Annotated in this window: 26 protein-coding genes; all 26 read left to right on the forward strand. The window is 65.0% G+C overall.

The window, feature by feature from the left end; genetic code table 11:
• Positions 1–6: 6 nt before the first annotated feature.
• The 26 genes from flhB (at position 7) to fliQ (ending at position 22283) form a co-directional block, all read left to right on the forward strand.
• Entirely contained in the window at positions 7–1092 is a 1086-nt protein-coding gene (flhB, locus tag XH96_RS08840) for a flagellar biosynthesis protein FlhB (RefSeq protein ID WP_194392163.1), read from the forward strand.
• 65 nt (positions 1093–1157) lie between these two features.
• Positions 1158–1559, forward strand: coding sequence for a flagellar basal body rod protein FlgB (flgB, locus tag XH96_RS08845; protein WP_061877140.1), 402 nt, complete (start codon positions 1158–1160; stop codon positions 1557–1559).
• An 11-nt stretch (positions 1560–1570) separates the two neighbouring features.
• The gene (gene flgC / locus XH96_RS08850; RefSeq protein WP_035670180.1) at positions 1571–1987 is read left to right on the forward strand and encodes a flagellar basal body rod protein FlgC; all 417 of its coding nucleotides are present in this window, start codon (positions 1571–1573) and stop codon (positions 1985–1987) included.
• Positions 1988–1989: 2 nt separating this feature from the next.
• Positions 1990–2319, forward strand: coding sequence for a flagellar hook-basal body complex protein FliE (locus XH96_RS08855; RefSeq protein WP_194392164.1), 330 nt, complete (start codon positions 1990–1992; stop codon positions 2317–2319).
• Between the two features lie 18 nt (positions 2320–2337).
• Positions 2338–3126, forward strand: coding sequence for a flagellar basal-body rod protein FlgG (flgG, locus tag XH96_RS08860; RefSeq protein WP_035670189.1), 789 nt, complete (start codon positions 2338–2340; stop codon positions 3124–3126).
• A 13-nt stretch (positions 3127–3139) separates the two neighbouring features.
• Entirely contained in the window at positions 3140–3616 is a 477-nt protein-coding gene (flgA, locus tag XH96_RS08865; RefSeq protein ID WP_081494926.1) for a flagellar basal body P-ring formation chaperone FlgA, read from the forward strand.
• On the forward strand, positions 3613–4743 hold the full coding sequence (flgI, locus tag XH96_RS08870) for a flagellar basal body P-ring protein FlgI (protein ID WP_194392165.1): 1131 nt from the start codon (positions 3613–3615) through the stop codon (positions 4741–4743). The genes flgA and flgI overlap by 4 nt, the downstream gene beginning before the upstream one ends.
• 67 nt (positions 4744–4810) lie before the next feature.
• Entirely contained in the window at positions 4811–5581 is a 771-nt protein-coding gene (locus XH96_RS08875) for a MotE family protein (protein ID WP_194392166.1), read from the forward strand.
• A complete protein-coding gene (gene flgH / locus XH96_RS08880; RefSeq protein ID WP_194392167.1) occupies positions 5582–6289 on the forward strand; it encodes a flagellar basal body L-ring protein FlgH in 708 nt (235 codons plus the stop codon).
• A 39-nt stretch (positions 6290–6328) separates the two neighbouring features.
• Positions 6329–6772 (forward strand): flagellar basal body-associated FliL family protein, encoded by a 444-nt coding sequence (locus tag XH96_RS08885; RefSeq protein ID WP_194394079.1) that lies wholly within the window; start codon positions 6329–6331, stop codon positions 6770–6772.
• Entirely contained in the window at positions 6769–7509 is a 741-nt protein-coding gene (gene fliP / locus XH96_RS08890; RefSeq protein ID WP_035670203.1) for a flagellar type III secretion system pore protein FliP, read from the forward strand. The genes XH96_RS08885 and fliP overlap by 4 nt, the downstream gene beginning before the upstream one ends.
• A gap of 265 nt (positions 7510–7774) precedes the next feature.
• Positions 7775–8683: a flagellin gene (locus tag XH96_RS08895; RefSeq protein ID WP_194392168.1), complete on the forward strand. Its 909-nt coding sequence runs from the start codon at positions 7775–7777 to the stop codon at positions 8681–8683.
• A 276-nt stretch (positions 8684–8959) separates the two neighbouring features.
• Positions 8960–9874, forward strand: coding sequence for a flagellin (locus XH96_RS08900; protein WP_194392169.1), 915 nt, complete (start codon positions 8960–8962; stop codon positions 9872–9874).
• 304 nt (positions 9875–10178) lie between these two features.
• Positions 10179–11804, forward strand: coding sequence for a flagellar basal-body MS-ring/collar protein FliF (fliF, locus tag XH96_RS08905; RefSeq protein ID WP_194392170.1), 1626 nt, complete (start codon positions 10179–10181; stop codon positions 11802–11804).
• A complete protein-coding gene (locus XH96_RS08910) occupies positions 11801–12499 on the forward strand; it encodes a hypothetical protein (RefSeq protein ID WP_194392171.1) in 699 nt (232 codons plus the stop codon). Before fliF ends, XH96_RS08910 begins: the two co-directional genes overlap by 4 nt.
• 6 nt (positions 12500–12505) lie before the next feature.
• Positions 12506–13819: a MotB family protein gene (locus XH96_RS08915; protein ID WP_194392172.1), complete on the forward strand. Its 1314-nt coding sequence runs from the start codon at positions 12506–12508 to the stop codon at positions 13817–13819.
• Positions 13816–14994 carry a chemotaxis protein gene (locus tag XH96_RS08920; RefSeq protein ID WP_194392173.1) on the forward strand — a complete coding sequence of 393 codons (1179 nt, stop codon included), beginning with the start codon at positions 13816–13818 and terminating at the stop codon, positions 14992–14994. Before XH96_RS08915 ends, XH96_RS08920 begins: the two co-directional genes overlap by 4 nt.
• Positions 14991–16343: a flagellar hook-length control protein FliK gene (locus XH96_RS08925; RefSeq protein ID WP_194392174.1), complete on the forward strand. Its 1353-nt coding sequence runs from the start codon at positions 14991–14993 to the stop codon at positions 16341–16343. The genes XH96_RS08920 and XH96_RS08925 overlap by 4 nt, the downstream gene beginning before the upstream one ends.
• A complete protein-coding gene (locus tag XH96_RS08930) occupies positions 16294–16875 on the forward strand; it encodes a transglycosylase SLT domain-containing protein (protein ID WP_061877127.1) in 582 nt (193 codons plus the stop codon). The genes XH96_RS08925 and XH96_RS08930 overlap by 50 nt, the downstream gene beginning before the upstream one ends.
• Before the next feature lie 90 nt (positions 16876–16965).
• Positions 16966–18198, forward strand: coding sequence for a flagellar hook protein FlgE (locus XH96_RS08935; RefSeq protein ID WP_194392175.1), 1233 nt, complete (start codon positions 16966–16968; stop codon positions 18196–18198).
• Between the two features lie 34 nt (positions 18199–18232).
• On the forward strand, positions 18233–19708 hold the full coding sequence (gene flgK, locus XH96_RS08940; RefSeq protein WP_194392176.1) for a flagellar hook-associated protein FlgK: 1476 nt from the start codon (positions 18233–18235) through the stop codon (positions 19706–19708).
• 3 nt (positions 19709–19711) lie between these two features.
• Complete coding sequence (locus XH96_RS08945; RefSeq protein ID WP_194392177.1) at positions 19712–20758, forward strand: flagellar hook-associated family protein; 1047 nt, start codon at positions 19712–19714, stop codon at positions 20756–20758.
• A gap of 69 nt (positions 20759–20827) precedes the next feature.
• A complete protein-coding gene (flaF, locus tag XH96_RS08950) occupies positions 20828–21172 on the forward strand; it encodes a flagellar biosynthesis regulator FlaF (protein ID WP_194392178.1) in 345 nt (114 codons plus the stop codon).
• On the forward strand, positions 21172–21582 hold the full coding sequence (gene flbT, locus XH96_RS08955; RefSeq protein ID WP_194392179.1) for a flagellar biosynthesis repressor FlbT: 411 nt from the start codon (positions 21172–21174) through the stop codon (positions 21580–21582). Before flaF ends, flbT begins: the two co-directional genes overlap by 1 nt.
• Positions 21583–21597: 15 nt before the next feature.
• On the forward strand, positions 21598–22020 hold the full coding sequence (gene flgD, locus XH96_RS08960) for a flagellar hook assembly protein FlgD (protein ID WP_194392180.1): 423 nt from the start codon (positions 21598–21600) through the stop codon (positions 22018–22020).
• Positions 22017–22283, forward strand: coding sequence for a flagellar biosynthesis protein FliQ (fliQ, locus tag XH96_RS08965; protein WP_027572776.1), 267 nt, complete (start codon positions 22017–22019; stop codon positions 22281–22283). Before flgD ends, fliQ begins: the two co-directional genes overlap by 4 nt.
• Positions 22284–22339 lie beyond the last annotated feature (56 nt).

Below are 22339 nucleotides of genomic sequence, written 5' to 3' on the forward strand. Positions count from 1 at the left end.
ACGGGCATGGCAGAAACATCCGATCCGGAGAGCAAGACAGAAGAGCCGACCGAGAAGAAAGTCCGTGATGCGCTCGATCAGGGCAAGATTCCGGTCTCTCGGGAGGCCTCCATATTCGCCTCGATGGCCGCGCTGATGGTGATCCAGGCCTTCCTGATCGGCCAGGGCGTGCAGCAATTGACGCCGACGCTGAAGAGCCTCCTCGACGATCCCGAGGGCTTCCCGCTCAGCACGGGCGCAGACGCACAGAACCTGCTCACCGTGGTCGGACTCCAGGCGCTCAGGTTCCTGGTGCCGCTGGTCGTCATCCTGGTGGTGTTCGGGCTCGCCGCCTCGCTGCTGCAAAACGCCCCGCGCGTGGTGCTCGAGCGCATCAAGCCGGATTTGAACCGGATCTCCCCGATCAGCGGCTGGAGCCGGTTGTTCGGGACGCAGGGCCTGATCGAGTTCGCCAAGTCGCTGTTCAAGCTTGGCGCGGTGAGCGCCGTCGTCGCCTTCGTGCTGCGCTCGTCCGAAGCGAGGGCGTTCGAGGCGATGTACACCGATCCGGTCGCGCTGCCGGAGATGATTCTCAGCATCGCGATGCGGATCGTCTCGGCGATCTGCATCGCGACCATCGTCCTGGTGGCGATCGATCTCGCCTGGGCGCGCTTTCACTGGCGGCGCGAGCTGCGCATGACGAAGCAGGAGATTAAGGACGAGCACAAGCAGGCGGAAGGCGATCCGCTGATCAAGGCGCGGCTGCGCTCGCTGGCGCGCGACCGTTCGCGCCAGCGGATGATCGCCTCGGCCTCGCGCGCGACGCTGGTGATCGCGAACCCGACGCACTTCGCGATCGCGCTGCGCTACAAGCGCGAGGAAAGTGCCGCCCCGCTCGTCGTGGCCAAGGGCATGGACGTGATCGCGCTGAAGATCCGCGAGGTCGCCGAGCAGAACCGAATCCCCGTCATCGAGAACAAGGCGCTGGCGCGCGCGCTCTACGAGGCGGTCCAGGTCGATCAGGTGATTCCGGCCGAATTCTTCCGACCCGTCGCCGAGATCATCTACTTCCTCCAATCCAAGCAGACGCCGCGGCCGGAGAAGGTCCAGTAGAATTTCGGAGGATGGTGTCCGCCTCATCAGCCTGACGAAAGCTTGACGCCCTAAGCTTCCTTCGAATGGACCAGAATGGGGCTGTCGTGGGACCGCTTTATCTCTTCGAACTCGCATCGTCGCAGGCGCGGTACCTCGAACTCCGCCAGTCGACCATCGCCACGAACGTCGCCAACGCCAACACGCCGGGCTTTCGGGCGCGCGACGTCGAGCCGTTCAACAAGGTGCTCGACGGCATGCCGGTCAGGCTTGCGACGACGTCGCCGTCGCACATGCAATTGTCCGCGACCGAGACCGACACGCGGGCGACCGCGAAGAAGGACAGCTGGGAGGTGGTTCACTCCGGCAACTCCGTCAGTCTCGAGCAGGAAATGATCAAGGGCAGCGACGTCAATCGCGACTATTCGATGAACTCGGCGATCGTGCGGTCGTTCCACCGCATGGTTCTGTCGAGCGCAAAAGCCTGAGGTGAATTGACATGCTGGACTCACTGCAAGCTTCGTTGACGGTCGCGAGCTCCGGGCTCGAAGCGCAGTCGACGCGCATGCGCATCGTCTCGGAGAATCTCGCGAACGCCACCTCGACCGGGCGCATTGCCGGCGCCGATCCGTATCAGCGCAAGACCATCACCTTCGATGCCGCGATGGACCGAGCCTCGGGCGCGCAGCTCGCGAAGGTCAAGGAGATCGGGGTCGACACCACGCCGTATCGCGTGGAGTACGATCCGGGACATCCCGCTGCCGACAAGGCCGGCTACGTCAAGCTGCCGAACGTCAACATGATGATCGAAATGGCCGACATGCGCGAAGTCAACCGGTCCTATGAAGCCAATCTTCAGGTCGTGAAGCAGGTGAGATCCATGCTCGGCATGACCATCGATCTTCTGAGGAGCTGACAATGCTTGAGGCGATTTCATCCACGGCGATATCCGCTGGCCAGGCGGCGACCCGCGCGACCGAGACGCAGGCCGTCTCGCCCGCGGCGACCACGGCGATCCAGACCGGTGACGACGTCGGCTTCGAATCCGTGATGAAGCAGGTGACGACCGACGCGATCGGGACGCTGAAGGCGGGCGAGGCGGCGTCGATCTCGGCGATGCAGGGCAAGGAATCGACGCGTCGCGTCGTGGAGGCGTTGATGTCGGCCGAGCAGGCCCTGCAGACGGCGGTCGCGGTTCGCGACAAGGTCGTGCAGGCCTACCAAGAAGTCGTTCGGATGTCGATCTGACCTGAAGGAATGAAATAAGTGAAATCGCTCGCCATTGCGGCCACGGGCATGAACGCCCAGCAGACCAACATCGAAGTCATCGCGAACAACATCGCCAACATCAACTCGACCTCGTACAAGCGGGCGCGCGCGGAGTTCACCGATCTGTTCTACCAGATGGACCGCATGCAGGGCGTCGCGAACGTCAACGGCTCCTCGCCGATCCCGGAGGGCGCCAATCTCGGCCTCGGCGTCAAGTCGGCGGCGATCCGCAAGCTGCACATCCAGGGCGCGCTGACCCAGACCGGCAACCCCTACGACCTCGCGATCAACGGTCGCGGCTGGTTTCAGGTGCTCGGCCCCAACAACGAGGTGCAATACACCCGCGCGGGCTCGTTCAATACCAATGCCAACGCTCAGCTCGTCACGATCGACGGCTATCTCCTGGATCCCGCGATCACCGTGCCGCAGGGGACGGTCGAGGTCACGGTCAACGCCACCGGCCAGGTGTTTGCCAAGCTGGATACGGAAGTGAACCCGCGGCAGATCGGCCAGCTCAACCTCGCCAACTTCGCCAATGAAGCGGGCCTGGAGCCGCTGGGCGGAAATCTCTATCGCGAGACCACGGCGTCCGGCACGCCGGTCGTCGGGCTGCCCGGCGATGCCGGCTACGGCAAGATCAACCAGAAATGGCTCGAAGCCTCCAACGTCGATCCGGTCAAGGAAATCACTGAGTTGATCTCGGCGCAGCGCGCCTATGAAATGAATGCCAAGGTCATCCAGGCCTCGGATGAAATGGCCCAGACGGTCTCGAAGGGCATGCGCTAGTTCCGGTGTCTCGATGTTGAACAGGGTGGGCCTGATCATGCGCGGGTTGGCCGCCGTGCTGCTGGTTCTCGTCGCGGCGCGCGGCGCTGCGGCCGAGGAGAAGCGGCTTCCCGTGCCGGCCGTCTCGATCCGCGCCGGCGAGCTGATCCGGGAGGAGATGATCACCGAGCGCGCCTTCGCGCCGAGCCTGCTCGGCGTCGCCATGTTCATCGAGGGCCGTCAGGTCCTGGTCGGCCGCATGGCGCGGCGCGCTCTGTTTCCGGGCCAGCCCATTCCGACCAATGCGGTGGAAGACCCCTGGACCGTCGCCCGCGGCGCCACGGTCAAGGTCGTGGTCGAAGACAGCGGCCTGTCCATCGTCACCTACGGTTCGGCGATGCAGTCGGGCGCGGCCGGCGCGCTCATCCCGGTACGCAATACGGATACCGGGGTGATCATCAGGGGCGTCGTCCAGCCGGACGGCACCGTCAAGGTCGTGGACGGGTCATGACAAGACTCCTGCTTGCGCTCGTCCTGCTCATGTCGGTCGCCGGCGCCCAGGCCGCCGTCCGCGTCAAGGACATCGCGGACATCAAGGGTTTGCGCGAGAACCAGATCGTCGGTTACGGCCTCGTCATCGGCCTGAACGGCACCGGCGACACGCTTCGCAACGCGCCGTTCACGGAACAGTCCCTGCAATCGATGCTCGAGAACATGGGCATCAACGTCAGGAATGAGACCACGAGCACCAACAATCCCCCGCGTCCGACGACGCTGCGCACGCGCAACGTCGCGGCGGTGATGGTGACCGCGGACCTGCCGCCATCGATCGGGCCAGGCGAGCGCATGGACGTCACCGTGTCGTCGCTCGGCGATGCGACGTCGCTGCTCGGAGGCACGCTGGTCATGACGTCGCTGCGCGCCGCGGACAGCGCCGTCTACGCGGTGGCGCAGGGCGCGATCACGGTCGCCGGCTACAGCGTCGGAGGCCAGGCGCAGAACGTCAGCCAGGGTACGCCGACGGCCGGGCGCATCCCGAACGGTGCGCTCGTCGAGCGCGAGGTGCAGGGAAGTCTCCGCGAGATGGAGTTCCTGGTGCTGGAGCTGAAGAACCCCGACTTCGTCACCGCGACGCGCATCCTCGACGCCATCAACCGATACGCCGGTGGACGCTACCGCGCGCAGATCGCCTTCGAGCGCGACTACCGCACCATCGTGCTGTCGAAGCCGCGTCACATCGGCCCTGTCCGTTTCCTGGCCGAGATCGGCGAACTGACGGTCGAGCCGGATACGCCGGCGCGGGTCGTGATCAACGAGCGCACCGGCACGGTCGTGATCGGGCGCGACGTGCGGATATCGACCGTTGCCGTGACCCACGGCAATCTGACGGTTCGTGTCACGGAGATGCCGGTCGTGTCGCAGCCGGCGCCGTTCTCGCGAGGGCAGACGGTGGTCGTCCCGCAGACGGTGGTCGAGGCCAACGAGGCGGGAGCGCAGGTGGCGATCCTGAGCGGGGTCGATCTCCAGCGCCTGGTGCGCGGGCTGAACCAGATCGGCCTGAAGCCATCGGGGATCATCGCGATCCTCCAGGCGATCAAGACGGCAGGCGCGCTCCAGGCCGACGTCATCGTGCAATGATGCATAAGCGTCGTGCAAGCTTGGTCGCTCAATGCTCAAGTCTCGACCGAGAATCGCACGCGGCCCGATGCTGAAGCTGGATCACAAAGCCAAACTCCTCCTGCTGGCCGCGGCCTCAATGCTCGCGAGCGCATCGCCCGTGCTGGCGCTGGACGAGGCGAGGCCGTCGAAGCCGCTCAACCTGCTCTCCTTCGCGCGCGCCCGCGCGGCGGGACCGCAGAAGCCGCAGGTGACGGCCGCCCCGAATTCCGGCGAGAGTGCTCCGATCCGGGCGACGGCATGGGCGGCCGAAGAGTCGGGACCCGCGGTCACCGGGGCGATGCCGGCTTCCGAGACACCGACACCCGCGCCTGCGCCCGCACCGGTCCGTCCGGCCAGGCCCGGCAGCGCCATGGCGCCGCCGAAGCCTGCGCCGCCGCAGGCTGCACCGGCCCCGGACAACGAAATCGCCCTGTTCTGCAGCAACGTCGGCGATCCCGCTGTCGACGCAAGGCTGGCCTGGCAGCTCAAGGAGCTGGAGAAGGCCGAGAGCCAGCTGCGCGAGCGCATTGCCGAGGTCGAGGCCAAGCGCGCCGAATACGAGAAGTGGATGGCGCTGCGCGACGACTTCCTGAAGAAGGCCGAAGCGAGCGTGGTCGAGATCTATTCGCGCATGAAGCCCGAGGCCGCGGCAACCCAGATCGCCGGCATGACCGACGAGACCGCCGCCGCGGTGCTCGCCAAGCTCAGCCCGAGGAGCTCGAGCGCGATCTTCAATGAGATGGATACGGCTCGCGCGGCCCACCTTGCCGACCTGCTCGGCGGCATGCGTCGCGTGGATGACGGAAAGACCAAATAGATGAACAAGCCGATCCTCATCCCTTCGCTCCTGCTGGCGTCCGTGGTCCTGGCGGGATGCTTCCATGATCCGGCCGAAGTCCTGACCGGCCCGCAAATGTCGCCCGTCGGCAGCGGCCTGAGGATGCAGGCCGATCCGATCCCGGTGACGCCGCGCATGCGCACGCCTGTCAGCTATCGCTCGACCTGGGACGACGGCACCGATCTCTACCGCGATCCCCGGGCCCGGCGCACCGGTGACGTCGTGACGGTGATCATCTCGATGCAGGACAAGGCCAAGCTCGACAACAAGACCGACCGCTCCCGCGATTCCCAGGTCAAGTTCGGGCTCGACTGGCTGATGAACGTCGCAGGCTGGAACGACACTGGCCAAGCCAACGCCAACCTCAACACCAATACCCAGATCAAGGGCAACGGCCAGATCGATCGCACCGAGGACATCAAGCTGTCGATCGCGGCCATCGTCACCGACGTGCTGCCGAACGGCAACATGATGATCAGCGGCTCGCAGGAATTTCGCGTCAACACGGAGATGCGCGTGCTCAACGTCGGCGGCATCGTACGTCCGCGCGACATCTCGCGAACCAACACGATCTCCTACGACAAAATCGCCGAGGCGCGCGTATCCTATGGCGGGCGCGGAAATCTGTCGGACGTGCAGCAGCCTGGATGGGGACACCGGATCTATGATGCCGTGGCACCATTCTGAGGCGTGCGGACGGGTCGCGCCGCGATGGCAGGGGACGTTATGCGCCTGATCGCCGCCATCGTCGTGCTGACCTTGATCGCGATCGGGGCGGGCGCCCTTGCCGGCCTGCATCTGATCGCGACCGCCGAGCGCGTTGCCGATGCGAAGAAGAGCGCCACGCCGCCGCCGATCGCCTCGAGCTACGCCGGCAGCGCGCGGCTCAGGAAACTGTCTCCGATCGTGACCAATCTCGCCGCGCCGGCCAACAACTGGGCGCGCATCGAAGCCTCCATGGTGACCGACAGCATGAGCGACGAGGATGCCGGCATTCTGGCCGCACACATCAGCGAGGACATCGTGACCTATCTACGGTCGGCGACGGTTGCGCAGTTCGAGGGATCGCGCGGACTTCAGCATCTGCGTGACGACCTGACCGAGCGCGCCAACATCCGCTCGTCGGGCAAGGTCCGCGAGTTGATCATCGAGACGCTGGTGATCCAGTGAGAGTGAAAGTCCTGCTGCTCGCATTGGTCCTGGTCGTGCTGCCCGAAGTGGCGCTGGCCCAGATTCCGGACCTGAATTCCCTGTTGCCGCCGGGAAACGGCTCGACCAGCGGCCGCATCATCCAGCTGATGGCGCTGATCACGGTGCTGTCGGTCGCGCCGGGGCTGCTCATCATGGTGACGAGCTTCACGCGATTTGCGGTGGCGTTGTCGTTCCTGCGCGCCGGTCTCGGCCTGCAGACCACGCCTGCCAACCTCGTACTGATCAGTCTCGCGTTGTTCATGACCTTCTACGTCATGGCACCGACCTTCGACAGGGCCTGGGAGACCGGCGTCCAGCCGCTGATGAAGAACGAGATCTCCGAAGAGCAAGCCTATCTGAAGATCACCGACCCGTTCCGCGAGTTCATGCTGGCACATGTCCGCGACAAGGATCTCCAGACCTTCGAAGCGCTCGCCGCGGAAAGCTTCCGCAAGAAGTTCGACGACAAGCGCGTCGATCTGCGCGTTATCATTCCGGCCTTCATGATCTCCGAGCTCAGGCGCTCGTTCGAGATCGGATTCCTCATCATCCTGCCGTTCCTGGTGATCGACATGATCGTGGCGACGCTGACCATGTCGATGGGCATGATGATGATGCCGCCGACGATCCTCGCGCTGCCGTTCAAGATGCTGTTCTTCGTGCTGATCGACGGCTGGAACCTGCTGGCCTCCGGACTGGTGCGCTCGTTCTCGTAAGAGCCGAGATCGCTGACCGGCTGGATATGGTTAAGCGATAGGCGCGGGATATGGTTAGCGGCGGGTAATGTTAACCATATGATTTTACAGCGGAATTCCAGTCGACCTTAATCTGAAGGCAAGATTCGGCGTGCTAGCAATGCGGCACGGCGGGTTGGACCCCACCCACATCAGTCCAAAGGCATGATGCCGTCCCTCCGTACCGGTGAAAGCCCGGTATGTCCCCTCGTGAAAATGTATCGCGTACAAAAAAGGGACATTCGCAATGTCAAGCCTGCTTACGAACTCGACTGCCATGACCGCACTCCAGACCCTGCGGTCTGTGAGTTCGCAACTCTCCACCACGCAGAACCGGATCTCCACCGGCCAGCGCGTGGCCACCGCTTCGGACAACGCCGCCTATTGGTCGATCGCGACGTCGATGCGCGCCGACAACGCCGCGCTCTCGGCGGTCTCCGACTCGCTCGGCCTGTCGGCCGCGACCGTCGACACCGAATACACCGCTCTGACCTCGGTGATCGGCGACAAGGACTCGGGTCTGACCAAGCTCCAGGCGCTGCTGGTCCAGTCCAAGACCGCAGGTATCGACCGCACCAAGATCCAGGCGGACATCACCCAGATCCAGCAGGACATGAAGCTGAAGGCCAACTCGGCGACCTTCAACGGCATCAACTGGCTGAGCACCACGACCGGCACCACACCCACGAGCTTCAGCCTGGTGTCGTCCTACTCGCGCGTCGGCGGCACGCCCACCATCGGCTCGATCACGGTGACGACGGCCAACTACACGCTCTACTCGACCACGCAGACCGGCATTCTGGACACCGTGGCCGGCAGCGCGTCGGTCGACACGATCAATATCTCCGCGCTGACCGACTCGGCCGCCGACCAGACCACGCTCGATGGCTACATCGCCAAGGTCACCGGAGCGATCAACTCGGTGGCCTCGGCCGCTGCCGATCTCGGTGCCGTCAAGAACCGCATCTCGACCAATACAAACTTCGTGAAGTCGCTGATGGACTCGGTTGACCGCGGTGTCGGCCAACTTGTCGACGCCGACATGAACGCGGAATCCACCCGCCTGGCGGCCCTGCAGGTCCAGCAACAGCTCGGCGTGCAGGCGCTTTCGATCGCCAACAACAGCAGCCAGAGCATCCTGTCGCTGTTCCGCTAAGACTCAAGTCATCAGAGGAGGGCCGCGCTTCTCGCGAAGCGCGGCCCTTTCGTTGGGGCGTGACGCCACGCGCACGCCGTCATTTCGGCTCCCTGTTGCCGCTGGAGCACAGCGCCACAAGCCTCGCACAAGCTTCGCTCGCTAACCTCGCCGTTACGACAGGTTGGGCCTTGAACCCGTGTTTGCGGGAAGCCCAAAGGCATGACGCCGCTCTGCCGTACCGGTGCAAGCCCGGTATGTCCCCTCACTCAAGACAATCTCCAAAGGGACATCAAAATGGGTTCTAGTCTCCTCACCAACTCCTCCGCCATGACCGCGCTCCAGACCCTGCGGTCTGTCAGCGCACAACTCGCCACCACGCAGAACCGGATCTCGACCGGCCAGCGCGTCGCTACCGCCTCGGACAACGCCGCCTACTGGTCGATCGCAACCTCGATGCGCTCGGACAACGCCGCGCTCTCGGCGGTCTCCGACTCGCTCGGCCTGTCGGCCGCGACCGTCGACACCGAATATACCGCTCTGACCTCGGTGATCGGCGACAAGGAATCCGGCCTCACCAAGCTCCAGGCGCTGCTGGTCGAAGCCAAGACCGCGGGTATCGACCGCACCAAGATCCAGGCGGACATCACCCAGATCCAGCAGGACATGAAGCTGAAGGCCAATTCGGCCACCTTCAACGGCATCAACTGGCTGAGCACGACGACCGGCACCACACCGACGAGCTTCAACCTCGTGTCGTCCTACTCGCGCGTCGGCGGCACGCCCACCATCGGCTCGATCACGGTGACGACCGCCAACTACACGCTCTACTCGACCACGCAGACCGGCATTCTGGACACCGTGGCCGGCAGCGCGTCGGTCGACACGATCAACATCTCCGCGCTGACCGACTCGGCCGCCGACCAGACCACGCTCGATGGCTACATCGCCAAGGTCACCGCGGCGATCAACTCGGTGGCCTCGGCCGCTGCCGATCTCGGTGCCGTCAAGAACCGCATCTCGACCAACTCGGAGTTCGTCAAGACCCTGATGGACTCGGTTGACCGCGGTGTCGGCCAGCTCGTCGACGCCGACATGAACGCGGAATCGACCCGCCTCCAGGCTCTGCAGACCCAGCAGCAGCTCGGCGTTCAGGCGCTCTCGATCGCCAACCAGAACAGCCAGAGCATCCTGTCGCTGTTCCGCGGCTAAGCGGCGCTTTCGAAACGACCGTGCTCCCTCAGGGAGCACGGTCCCCGCCATGATCGGCGGATGCGACGGCACACGACACGCCGGCACCGACCTTCCGACGCCAGACTTCATGCAATACGCCGCAGCCGACAGCGCTGCCACGCGCCCGAGCGCCGGCTTGCGGCCGCCGAACGGATTGCGTCGTGCCGGCTTCCTGCAAAATTGCAACGCCTCGCCAGCGAACTGACACATTCGCGGCATCGCGCAACCTTCAGACAAGGTTGGCAGCTGAGTGTCCTGTACGTTCGCATCGGTACGAGGTCATATGCTCAGTCGTGCGCAGGTACAGCAACTGCTCAACAATCTGCTGGAGCTTGGGCCGCGACGCCTGATGGCCTTGGGACTGATCGGCTTTGCCGTTCTCGTCACCGTCGTCGGCGGTACCTATTATCTCAGCCGCCCCGAGTTCGAAGCGCTCTATACCGGCCTCAGCCGCGAAGATGTGACGCGCATAGGCGCGGCGCTGCGCGAGCAGAACATCACCTTCGACGTCAATTCCGCCGGCGATGCGGTCTCGGTGCGCCCGAGCCAGACCATGCAGGCGCGGATGCTGCTTGCCGAGAAGGGGCTGCCGACCAGCGCCAACTCCGGTTACGAGCTGTTCGACAAGATCGGCTCGCTCGGCCTGACGTCGTTCATGCAGGAGGTCACCAAGCTCCGCGCACTGGAGGGCGAGATTGCGCGCACGGTGCAACTGATGAAGGGCGTGAAGGCGGCGCGGGTGCATATCGTGCTGCCGGTCCGCGGCTCGTTCCGCGCGACACAGCAGCCGCCATCGGCCTCGGTCGTGCTGCGCACCGACGGCGCGATCGAGGCGCGCACGGCGCAGTCGATCCGTCATCTCGTCGCCGCCGCCATCCCCGGCATGAGCCGCGACAAGGTGACGGTGCTGGACGCCGACGGATCGATGCTGCTTGCCGAAGAGGACGAGGCGAGCGCCGCGCCGACCAAGATGGCGAGCCTTCAGAAGACGGTCGGCGGCATGGTGCAGGAGAATATCCGCAAGGCGCTGACGCCGTATCTCGGCCTCGACAATTTCGAGGTGAGCGTTGCGCCGCAGCTCTCCACCGACAAGCGGCAGATCAACGAGACGGTCTATGATCCCGAGAGCCGCGCCGAACGTTCGGTCCGGAACGTGCGCGAGAAGGAATCGTCGCAGAACGCCGACCGCTCGACGCCGACCACGGTGCAGCAGAATCTTCCCGACCAGCAGGTGAATGCCGGTGGCGGCAAGAACTCCAGCGAGGACAAGAGCCGCCGCGAGGACGTCACCAATTTCGAGGTCTCGTCCAAGACCACGACGACGGTAAGCGACGGCTATTCGGTCAAGAAGCTCTTCATCGCCGTCCTGGTCAACCGTGCGCGGCTGGTCGCCGATCTCGGCGACAAGAGCAACCAGGCCATCGTCGACAGCAAGCTTGCAGAGATCAGTCAGCTCGCGGCGACGGCGGGCGGACTGGACAAGACGCGCGGCGACCAGATTCAGGTGACGGCTGTCGACTTCATCGAGGGCTCGCGTGAGCTGGCGCCGGTGCCCCCGATCAGCTTCGTCGAGATGATCAACAAGCAGCTCGGCAGCGTCATCAATGCAGTGACGATCCTGGCGGTTGCTGCGATGCTGGTCTGGTTCGGGCTTCGGCCCGCGGTCAACGGCATTCTGACCCATCGCGCGGAGCAGGAGCAGGCCGAGGCGGCTGAGGCCGCCCAAATCGAGGCTGCGGCGGCCCTTGCGTTGCCCGACGGCGAGGAGGCCGAGCTCAACCTCGTCGAAGACCTCGAAGGCAAGATGCAGCGAACGCCGCAGAAGCGGCTGGAGCAGATCGTCCGGCTCGATCAGATGCAGGCCGCTGCGATCCTTAAAGACTGGATGCGACGTGAGGAGGCGGCATGAACGCGGCAATCGGAAAACTCCTGACGCAGTTCGACGCGAATGGCCGGGTCAAGTCGTCGCCGCCTCCGTCGCCGAAAATCCAGGACGTGCTGACGAGGTCGAAGGAAGCCCGGCGCGAACCTCAACCTCAACCGCAACCACAGCTCCAGCCGCAACCGCAGCTACAGGCGCCGCCTCCGGCGCCCGCGACGGAAGCTCCGCCTGCCAACCTCCTGGACGATGCCTATCGGCGAGGCCATGCCGCCGGCGTCGCGGAGGGCGAGGCCAAGTTGGCGGAGGAGCGCGTCCGCAGCGCGATCCGGCTCGGAGAGGAGCGGGCCAAATGGTCCGACCAGCAGGCGGTTGCGATCGTCGGCGGCTTCGAGGCGGCCTGCCGGGAGATCGAGAGCAACATCGCAAGCTCGGTTGCGCGGATATTGCTGCCGTTCCTCACCGAGGCGGTGCGCAACAAGGCAATCGAGTCACTGGTCGAGCAGATTGCGGTGCTGACCGGCGGTTCACCGGTGCCGGTCTTCAAGGTCACGGGCCCGAGCGAGCTGCTCGACCTGGTGAAGACACAGCTCGAGGCTTCCCGGCGAACCGGCATCGCGTACGAGGCCGCCGACACCTTCGAGGTCCGCGTCGTGGCCGACCAGACCGTGATCGAGACGCAGATCTCCGCCTGGAGTGAACGCCTCAAGGAAGCGCGCCGGTAGTCCGCCATGGAAGAGGTCAAGCACGAGATCGTGATCGTCCGCCGCCGCAGCGCCTTCGCCGAGGAGGCGCATCACGGCGGCGTCTGGAAGATCGCCTATGCGGACTTCATGACCGCGATGATGGCGTTCTTCCTGGTCATGTGGCTGCTCAATGCGCTCAACCAGGACCAGAAGCAGGTGGTCGCGAGCTATTTCAATCCGATCAAGCTCGCGGAGAACGCACCTGCTCCAAAGGGTCTCAAGGACCTCTCCAAGAAGGAGCCGTCCTCGTTCGAAGGCCAGGACGGCAAGCGTCAGCCGGCCGGGCCGAACGAAGAACGTCGCGGTGACTCTCCGACCGCCGAGAAGCCGGCCTCCTACGAGGAGAAGGTCCTGTTCCGCGATCCCTATGCGACGCTCGCGGAGATCGCCAACAGCGCGAACCAGTCCACGGGTCAGCGGCGTGCCGGCGCTCTGACGTCCGTCGAAGAGGACGGCCTCAAGGGCGGCGACGCCTACCGCGATCCCTTCGATCCCGGCTATTGGAAGCTGGCGCCGCAAGCGTCCAAGGACGCCGATCGTTTCATCGAGAGCGAGCCCAAGCCGAATGCCTCCGCGCGCGAAGGTGCAGCCGGACCAAACCCGGGCGAGCCGCAGGCACGCCGTGCCAAGGCGGAAGAGGCCGGCGGAAGCGTGGCTCCGAACGCGGACAGTCCGTCCGCAAGCCTGTCGCCCCTGCTGCCGCCGGGCCCCGCACCCACGCAATCCTCCCGCGACGGCAGCGCCCAGTCTGGCGTTCAAGCCAATGCTGCCCCCCAGGCGCGTCCCAACGACACGGCAAAGGAGTCCGAACCGCGCGATGCGGCGCAAACGCAGCAGCCGACCCTCAAGCAGCTTCAGTCCGCGATCGCGGACGCGCTGTCGGATATCAAAGCGGGGGCGGGGCCGGCGGCCGAGGTGCGTCAGGTCGAGGAAGGTCTCCTGGTCAGCCTGACCGACGATGCGAGCTTCGGCATGTTTGCGGTCGGCTCGGCCGAGCCGCGGCCCGAGCTGATCCGCGTGATCGACAAGATCGGGCCGCTGCTGACGAAACGCCAGGGCACGATCATCGTCCGCGGCCATACCGACAATCGGCCATATCGTTCGGAAACCTACGACAACTGGCGGCTGTCGACCGCCCGTGCGCAAATGGCCTACTACATGCTGGTTCGCTCCGGCGTCGATGCGCGGCGGATCGAGCATATCGAAGGCTACGCCGACCGGCGGCCGAAGCTTCCGAACGATCCGGCGGCCGCACAGAACCGCCGGATCGAGATCCTGATCCGGGAGAAACGCCCTTGATCAGGCTGCTGCGCCGCGTCGCCCTGCTGCTGCTGCCGTTCACGGCGGCGAGCGCGCTTGCCCAGCCTGCGCCCCCGTCCGGCGAGCCCTATGAGCTCGTTCGTGCGCTACAGGCGGTGCAGGACGGCATTGCCAACGGCGACACCGCTGCGCACAGCAGCCACATCGCGCTGATCCGGCAGATCGGCGAGAAGTTTCTCGCGGCCGATCCCGCCGTGTGGAGCAATCCGCAGAACAGCCAGGCCGTGGTCATCTACCTGCTCAGCGGCGGTGCGCCGCAGGTCGTCCGCAAGCTGCCGCGCGACAGGATGAACGTCGACGAGCGGCTGTTCAATGGTGCGCTCGCCTATGTCGAGGGTCGTCAGGACGACGCGCGGGAGTTGCTCAAGGACATCAAGCCGCGGACGATTCCCTCGGGTCTTGGCGGACAGGTCGCGCTGGTCCAGGGCGCGCTGTTCGCGCGCGCCGAGGCATCGCTCGCGATCGAGCGTCTGGACGATGCGCGCCTGCTGTTGCCCGGCACGCTCGTCGAGGAGGCGGCGCTGCGGCGCGAGATCCTGCTGGTGGGTCAGGCGGAGGATTTCGAGAAGTTCGAGTTCCTGACGCTGGCCTATATCCGCCATTACCGCAACTCGATCTATGCCGGCGACTTCTGGCAGCGATTCTCCGCGGGGCTGACGCAGTCGAGCCTGGCGCTCGACGAGCGCCGTTTTGCACGGATCACGGCCCTGTTGGAGCAGATCGATCGTGCGAGCCGCCTCAAGCTGTACCTCGTGATCGCGCGCGCAGCGATGGTACGCGGACGGTTGGCCGTGACCCGGCTTGCCGGTGAGCGGGCGCTGGCGCTCAGCGCCGACGCCTCGGCGGATCGCGAGCGCGCCCATTTCTTCCGCGGCGCCTCGCGGGTGCTCACCGACGAATATGACGGCGGTCTCGCCGAGCTGAAGGCGCTCGACCGGTCGAAGCTGCCCGAGCGCGACGTCCCCCTTCTGAATGCCACGGTGCAGCTCGCGCTCGACGTCCGCAAGCCGTTCGCGGGCGGATCCGTTGCGGCTGCCGACAAGCCTCCGGCAACGCCGGCGAGGCTCGATCTGTCCTCGTCGACCGTGACGCTCGCGCGCGCGCAGAAGCAGCTCGCCGAGCTCGAACTCCTTACCAGGGACCGCCGTCCATGACCAAGCTCAGTGGAACCTCCGGACAGCTTTTCTCGGGTCTCGCCGAGAGCCTCAACGTGCGCGGGATGTCACGATCCGCAAAGAGCGCCGGGACCAAATCGCAGGCAAACTCGTCGTTCAACGATCTGCTCCACACCGTCTCGAACCTCGCGAAGCAGGCACTGAGCGATGGTGCCGGCGACACGACCGCGAAGACCGGAACGCTGCGCACGCGTCTGGCTCATTCCAACGAGCAGGGGAAGCCGAAGGACGCGACGGTGCGCGAACTCATCGCGGCATCCGAGGGACCGGAGACCACAGAGGAGTCCTCCGACAACAAGGCCGACAGGTCGTTGGAGAAACTACGACCGGTGGATCAAGCGGCCGGGGCGGACGTCCAGGGTCAATCGGGCATTGCCGTGGTGGTCGGGCAGGAGATCGCTGCCGCGCCTGCCGTGAAGACGCAGCTGCAATTGCTGTCCGCCGACAAGGACGGACCCGCCCGCGACGAGCGGTCCTCCGCGACGAAGCGCGAGGGTCCCGGCACGGGCGCGGCGAAGGTGTCGACGGTCGACACCGCCCCATCCGGTGTCGCTCCCGCCGCCGCGCGCGCGCTTGCTGCGGCTTCGCAAGCGATGGGCGCGGCTCAATCGGCACCGACGCAAGGCACGGAGGCTTCGAGCGCAATGCCCGCATCAGCGGGCTTCGAGGCGGTCACGGCCAATGTCGAGCGCGCCGCCAAGGCCTCGGCGCGCGCCGCACTGCCCGAGACGACCAAGGTCACCGTGGTCCAGCAGGAGACCCATCTGCCGCCGGCGCAGTTCAACGCTCCGCAACAGGTCGCCAATGCAGTCGTCGCCGAGCTCAAGGAGTCTTCGGCACCGGCGGCGTCGGCTGCCTCGCACCTTGCGGCTTCCCAGACCAATGCGCCGGATCAGCCGCTCAAGATCCTGACCGTCAATCTCGAGCCGCCGGCGCTCGGCAACGTCACCGTGCGCCTGCGTCTCGTCGGCACCGAAGTGTCCGTCCAGCTTGCGGCCGAGCGCAAGGACACGAGCCAGATGCTCGACCAGCAGCGCGACCAGATCCGCGATCTCATGCAGTCGGCGGGCTACGTCGCCGACGTCGCGCCAGTCCAGCACGGCTCGCTGGACGGATTCCAGAGCGGCTCCGGCCAATCGCAGCCGCAGCTCTCGGGCCAGCACCAGCCCTCGTCGCAGTCGCAAGGCACGTTCGGCGGCGCCGGCACGTCGTCGGGGCAGTCCGACGGCGGTGCGAAGCAGGCCCGGCAGGAGCGCCAGTTCAACCAGGAGACGCGTCATGATCAGGACGTGGCGCCGCATCATCGTCGCGGCCCTGTTTATCTCTAGTGCGAGCGCTGCCCAGGCGGCCGCCGACATTGCGCGCCCCTGCGAACGCGAGATGGCGCGCGCGGCTCGGCAGCACGGGATTCCGCTCGGCATTCTCTACGCCGTCGGCCTCACCGAGACCGGTCGGCGCGGCGCGCTGCATCCTTACGCCCTCGGTGCCGACGGCCAGACCGTGTTCGCCAAGGACATGGATGACGCAATCGCGAATTTCGAGACGATGCGCAGCAAGGGGATCAAGCTCATCGACCTCGGTTGCATGCAGATCAACCATTATTATCACGGCGAGAAGTTCGCTTCGGTACGGGCGATGTTCGATCCCGCCAGGAACGTCGACTACGCCGCGCGCTTCCTCAAGGAGCTGAAGCAGCGCGAAGGCAGCTGGACCATGGCCGTCGCGCGCTACAATGCCGGTCCCAACAACCAGCCGGCGCAGAAACGCTATGTCTGTCACATCGTCGCTCATCTCGTCTCGAGCGGGTTCGGCGCCTGGACCGACAAAGCGCGCTCGTTCTGTCAGCCGAAAACGACATGACAACATGAAGTTGTGCATCGCTTCCAATCATCAGCCCCGCGCAAGCAAGACCCCCCATTGTAGCTGCAACCTACCAAAGGAGCCCAATTCATGAGCCTGTATGGTGTTATGCGCACCGGCGTTTCCGGTATGTCTGCGCAGTCCAACAAGCTGTCGACGGTCTCGGACAACATCGCCAACGTCAACACGACCGGCTACAAGCGGGCTTCCACGGAATTCTCCTCGCTGATCCTGAAGAGCGGCTCCGGCAATTACGATTCCGGCGCCGTCGAGACCACGGTCCGCTACGCCATCAGCGACGCGGGACACACGCAGTTCACCACGTCGACCACGGACCTCGCCGTCCAGGGCAACGGCTTTTTCGTGGTCTCGAACGCCAACAACACGCAGCAATATCTGACGCGCGCCGGCTCGTTCGTGCCGGACGCCCAGGGCAATCTGGTCAACGCGGCCGGCTACTATCTTCTAGGGCAGCCCGGTCTCGTGACCAACTTCTCGCAGAACAGCCTGTCCGGCATGCAGATCGTCAACGTTGCCCAGGTTCCGCAGGTGCCTGTGCCGTCGACGGCGGCGACGCTCACGACCGGAAATCTGGATCCGAAGGCGGCTGTTATCGCCGGTCCGCCCGGCCCGGCGTCATACTCATCGAAGAGCTCGATCGTGGCCTACAACAATATCGGCCAGGCCGTTACGCTCGACGTCTATATGTCCCACACGGCGACGGCTGCCGGCTCGGATAGCTGGCAGATTCAGGTCTATGACTCCGCGACGGGCACCTCGCTCGGCGCCGCCACCACGTTTGTCTTCGACACCACGGCGGCCGGCAGGGGCGCGCTGGACGCGGCGAGCCCGACCGGTCTCACCGTGACCGTCCCTGGCGGCGCGGCGCTGACCATGGACCTGTCGAACATGACGCAGGTCGGAACCGACTTCAGCTTCAAGGCGACCGTCAATGGCAGCGTTCCCTCGGCCATCGACAAGGTCGACGTCGACGATGCGGGCCACGTGACGGCGATCCTCAAGAACGGGCAGCAGCTGACGCTCTACACGATCATGCTTGCCGACGTCGCGAGTCCCGACAATCTGACGCCCGAGCCGGGCAACGTCTATTCGACCAACCTGGATTCCGGCAACGCGCAGGCGGGAAATGCCGGCACCGGCGGGCTCGGCACGATCCAGTCCGGCGCCCTGGAAGCCTCCAACGTCGACCTCGCGGACGAACTCACCGGGATGATCGAGGCCCAACGCGGCTTCACTGCGAACTCGAAATCGTTCCAGACCGGTGCCGACCTGCTCGACGTCGTCGTCAACTTGAAGCGCTGAATTCTTCAGCGCCCATTCCGGGCAAGAGCAACCCATGTCCCTGACCTCCGCTCTCGACTCCGCTCGCGCTTCGCTCATGGCGTCGGGCATTCAGTCCTCGACGATCTCGCGCAACATCGCCGGTGCCAGCGCTGCCGGCTATTCGCGCAAGATCGCCGTGCTGGACAATCTGCCAGGTGCCGGCGTCTATGTCGCGGCGATCCAGCGCGCCGCGAGCGGCGGCCTGTTCACCAACGTCCTGACCGCGACCTCGGCGTCCGCCAAGCAAAGCGTGATCTATGACGGTCTCCAGAAGATCGCGGCATCGACCGTGGATGATCCCGAGCTGGATCAATCGCCGACGGCGCAGCTCAATGCGCTGAAGCAGGCACTGCAGAAATATGCCAACGCCCCGGACAACACCACGCTGGCGCAGGCGGCGGTCGCGTCCGCCAAGGACATGGCCACCGCGCTGAACCAGGCGACCCGGACCGTGCAGTCGGTCCGCGAGGGCGCCGATGCCGACATGAGGACGTCGGTCCAGAACATCAACCAGCTGCTCTCCCAGTTCGAGACCGTGAACACCGCGATCGTGAAGGGCACGATCTCCGGCGACGACATCACCGATTACCTCGACCAGCGCGACAACATCGTCTCGCAGCTGTCGCAGGAGGTCGGCGTCACGATGTCGATCCGTCCCAACGGCGACGCTGCGCTCTACGCCGACAGCGGCGTCGTGCTGTTCGACAAGACGGCGCGGACCGTGAGCTTTGCGCCGACGAATGCCTACACCGCCGGCACCACGGGCAATGCCGTCTACATTGACGGCGTCCCCGTGACCGGCGCCAATTCGGTGATGCCGCTGAAGTCGGGCAAGCTCGCGGGCCTCGCCCAGCTGCGTGACCAGGACGCCGTCACCTATCAGAGCCAGCTCGACGAAATCGCGCGCGGCCTGATCAACACTTTCAGGGAAAGCGATCAGACCGCCGCGGCGCTGCCCGACGTCCCCGGTCTGTTCACCTATCCCGGCGCGCCGGCCATGCCCGCGGGCGCCACCGTCTCGGTGGGCCTTGCCGGCACGATCTCGGTCGCCGCATCGGTCGATCCGGCCCAGGGCGGCAACCCGAACCTGCTGCGCGACGGCGCGATCAGCGGCAACCCCGCCTACCAGTACAACACCGCGGCCAACGGCGGCTACTCGACCCGGCTGCAGCAGCTCATCGACGGCATGGATGCGTCGCAGCCGTTCGATCCGACAACGCAAGGCAAGCCGAGCGGCAACCTGATCGACTTCGCATCGTCGTCGACGAGCTGGATCGAGAACCAGCGCAAGACCGCCAACGACAACTCTGAGTATCAGAACACACTGCTCAACCGCAGCATCACGGCGTTGTCGAACGTCAACGGCGTCAACATGGACGACGAGATGGCGTTGATGCTCCAGGTCGAGCGAACCTATTCGGCTTCGTCAAAGATCATTTCGACAGTCGATGAAATGCTGCAGAGCCTGCTGGCTGCCGTGGGGAACTAAGCCATGATGAGCGCGAACTACGTCTCGACCTTGATGCTGTCCTCGTCCTTGAGGTCATCGATCACGAACAACCAGACTGCGCTGAGCAAGGCATCGACGGAGGCAACCACCGGCCGCTTCTACGATGTCGGCCTCGAGCTCGGCGCCACGACCGGAAGCGACCTCACGCTGCGGGCGGACTGGAGCTTTGCCGACCAGCTCGTCGACACCAACGGGCTCGTTGCGGGACGCCTGGACGTGACGCAGAACCGCATCACCCAGCTCAACAAGACCGCGACCGACTTCCTCAAGGATCTGATCGCGGCCCGCAGCACGGACGGCGGCGGGCGGGTCATCCTGCCGCCTGCAGCCTCCAATCTCCAGGACCTGATCGGCGCGTTGAATGTCTCCTATAACGGCTCGTCGCTGTTCTCGGGCATCAACACGCAGAACGCGCCGATCACGCCGTACGCCGCGGGCTCGGCCAGCAAGAACCAGGTCGATGCGGATTTTCTCGCGACCTTCGGCTTCGCGCAATCCTCGCCCGCTGTGGGCACCATTACTCCGGCCCAGATGCAGACCTTCCTCGACACCACGTTCGATGCCGAGTTCGCGAGCCCGGCCTGGAATACCAACTGGTCATCGGCCACCGACCAGACCATGCAAAGCCGCATCTCGACGACCGAGATCGCCGATACGTCCGTCAGCGCCAACGAGGCCGGCTTCCGCAAGCTCGCGGAGGCCTACACCATGATGGCCGATCTCGGGAATGTGAACCTGAGCCAGGAGACGTTCCAGGTTGTCGTGGACAAGGCCATCGGCCTTGTCGGCAACGCCATCAATGACCTCGCTGCGCTCGGCGGCAGCGTCGGCACGGTCCAGCAGCGGGTCACCACCGCAACCGCCAAGCTCAAGACGCAGCAGGACATTCTGAACAATCAGATCGTCGGTATGGAGAAGGTCGACCCGACCGAAGCCTCGGTCCGTGTCAACACCCTGCAGACCCAGATCCAGACCGCCCTGGCGCTCACCTCGCAGCTGCAGAAGATCAGCCTCATCAATTATCTCTGAGCCGAGGGCGCCCTGTTGCGGCTCGAAGCCTTCGTCCAGCTGTTCGGTCTCCCGTGAAGAGTGGTCCTGATGACGTTTGAAGCCTATGAAGCGGTCGTTGACGAAAGTGGCTATGAGGCGCGAAGCCGCGAACGGCAGGCGCTCACGCTCGGAATCGACCGGCTCGAGCGGATCCAGAAGGGTCGCTTCAGCGCCGAGGACCTGGTCGAGAGCCTGCTCTATGTGCGGCGGCTGTGGACGATCTTCATCGAAGATCTCGCGCACCCGGAAAACGGGCTGCCGGACAAGCTGCGCGCCGAGATCATCTCGATCGGCCTATGGGTCGTCAAGGAAGCCGACCGTCTTCGCGAGCAGAGGTCGAACGACGTGGTGCAGCTCATCGAGATCAACCGCCTGATCAGAGACGCGCTCTAATGAAGATTTCCTTGCGGGCGGGCGAGCGGATCTACATCAACGGAGCGGTGCTTCGCGTGGACCGCAAGGTCTCCGTCGAGCTCGTCAACGACGTGATGTTCCTGCTCGAAGGGCAGATCATGCAGGCTTCCGACGCCACCACGGCGCTACGGCAGCTCTATTTCATCGTCCAGCTCATGCTGATGAACCCGACCGACGTCCGCGACGCCGCGGCGCTCTACGCGCAACATCACGCGGCCCTGTCTGCCGTGTGCGAGAGCCGCGAGATGCTGGACGGACTTGGTGTCGTCGACGAGCTGGTAAGCGCGACCCGCTACTTCGAAGCGCTCAAGCGAATTCGGGCGCTGTTCCCGGTGGAGCAGGCCATCCTGGCCGGCGCCGCCACCGTTTCCCCATTCGAGGCTGCCTGACAGCGGAGAGGCCAGATGAACGTCACCAGCGCGACCGACACGACCGGAAATGGTTCCAATTCGAACAGCACCAACTCGCCGACGTCGAGCAACAGCGTGGACTACAACACGTTTCTTCAGCTCCTCATCGCCGAGATGAAGAATCAGGACCCGACCAATCCGATGGATACCTCGCAATATATGAGCCAGTTCGCCCAGCTCTCGACGGTCGAGCAGGCGATGCAGACGAATTCGAAGCTGGACGCGCTGCTGTCCTCGCAGTCCTTGTCGCAGGCCAACGGGCTGATCGGGAAGACGGTCAGCTTCACCGATTCGACCGGTGCCAGTTTCAGCGGCAAGGTCGTTTCGGTCTCCATCAACAGCGACGGCTCCATCGCGACCCTCGCGGACGGCACGAAGGTCGCCGTCGGGCCCGGGCTCACGATCAGCCAGTCATGAACGAGCGGGACGCTCTCGATATCGTCCAGGCCGCGATCTGGACCATCATCGTCGCCTCCGGGCCCGCCGTCGGCGCCGCGATGCTGGTCGGCACCGTCATTGCGTTGATCCAGGCCCTGACCCAGATCCAGGAGGTGACGCTGACCTTCGTTCCGAAGATCATCGTCATTCTCCTGGTCGTTGCCGTCTCGGGCTCCTTCATCGGCGCGCATCTCTCGACCTTCACCGAGATGGTCTATTCGCGGATCGAGCACGGCTTCTGATCCGGACAGCCCCGGCACCACCCTCGCGTAAGCTTTGCGCGGCAGATTGCGGGCGG

This window comes from Bradyrhizobium sp. CCBAU 51765, from assembly GCF_015291725.1.
Lineage (GTDB): Bacteria > Pseudomonadota > Alphaproteobacteria > Rhizobiales > Xanthobacteraceae > Bradyrhizobium > Bradyrhizobium liaoningense.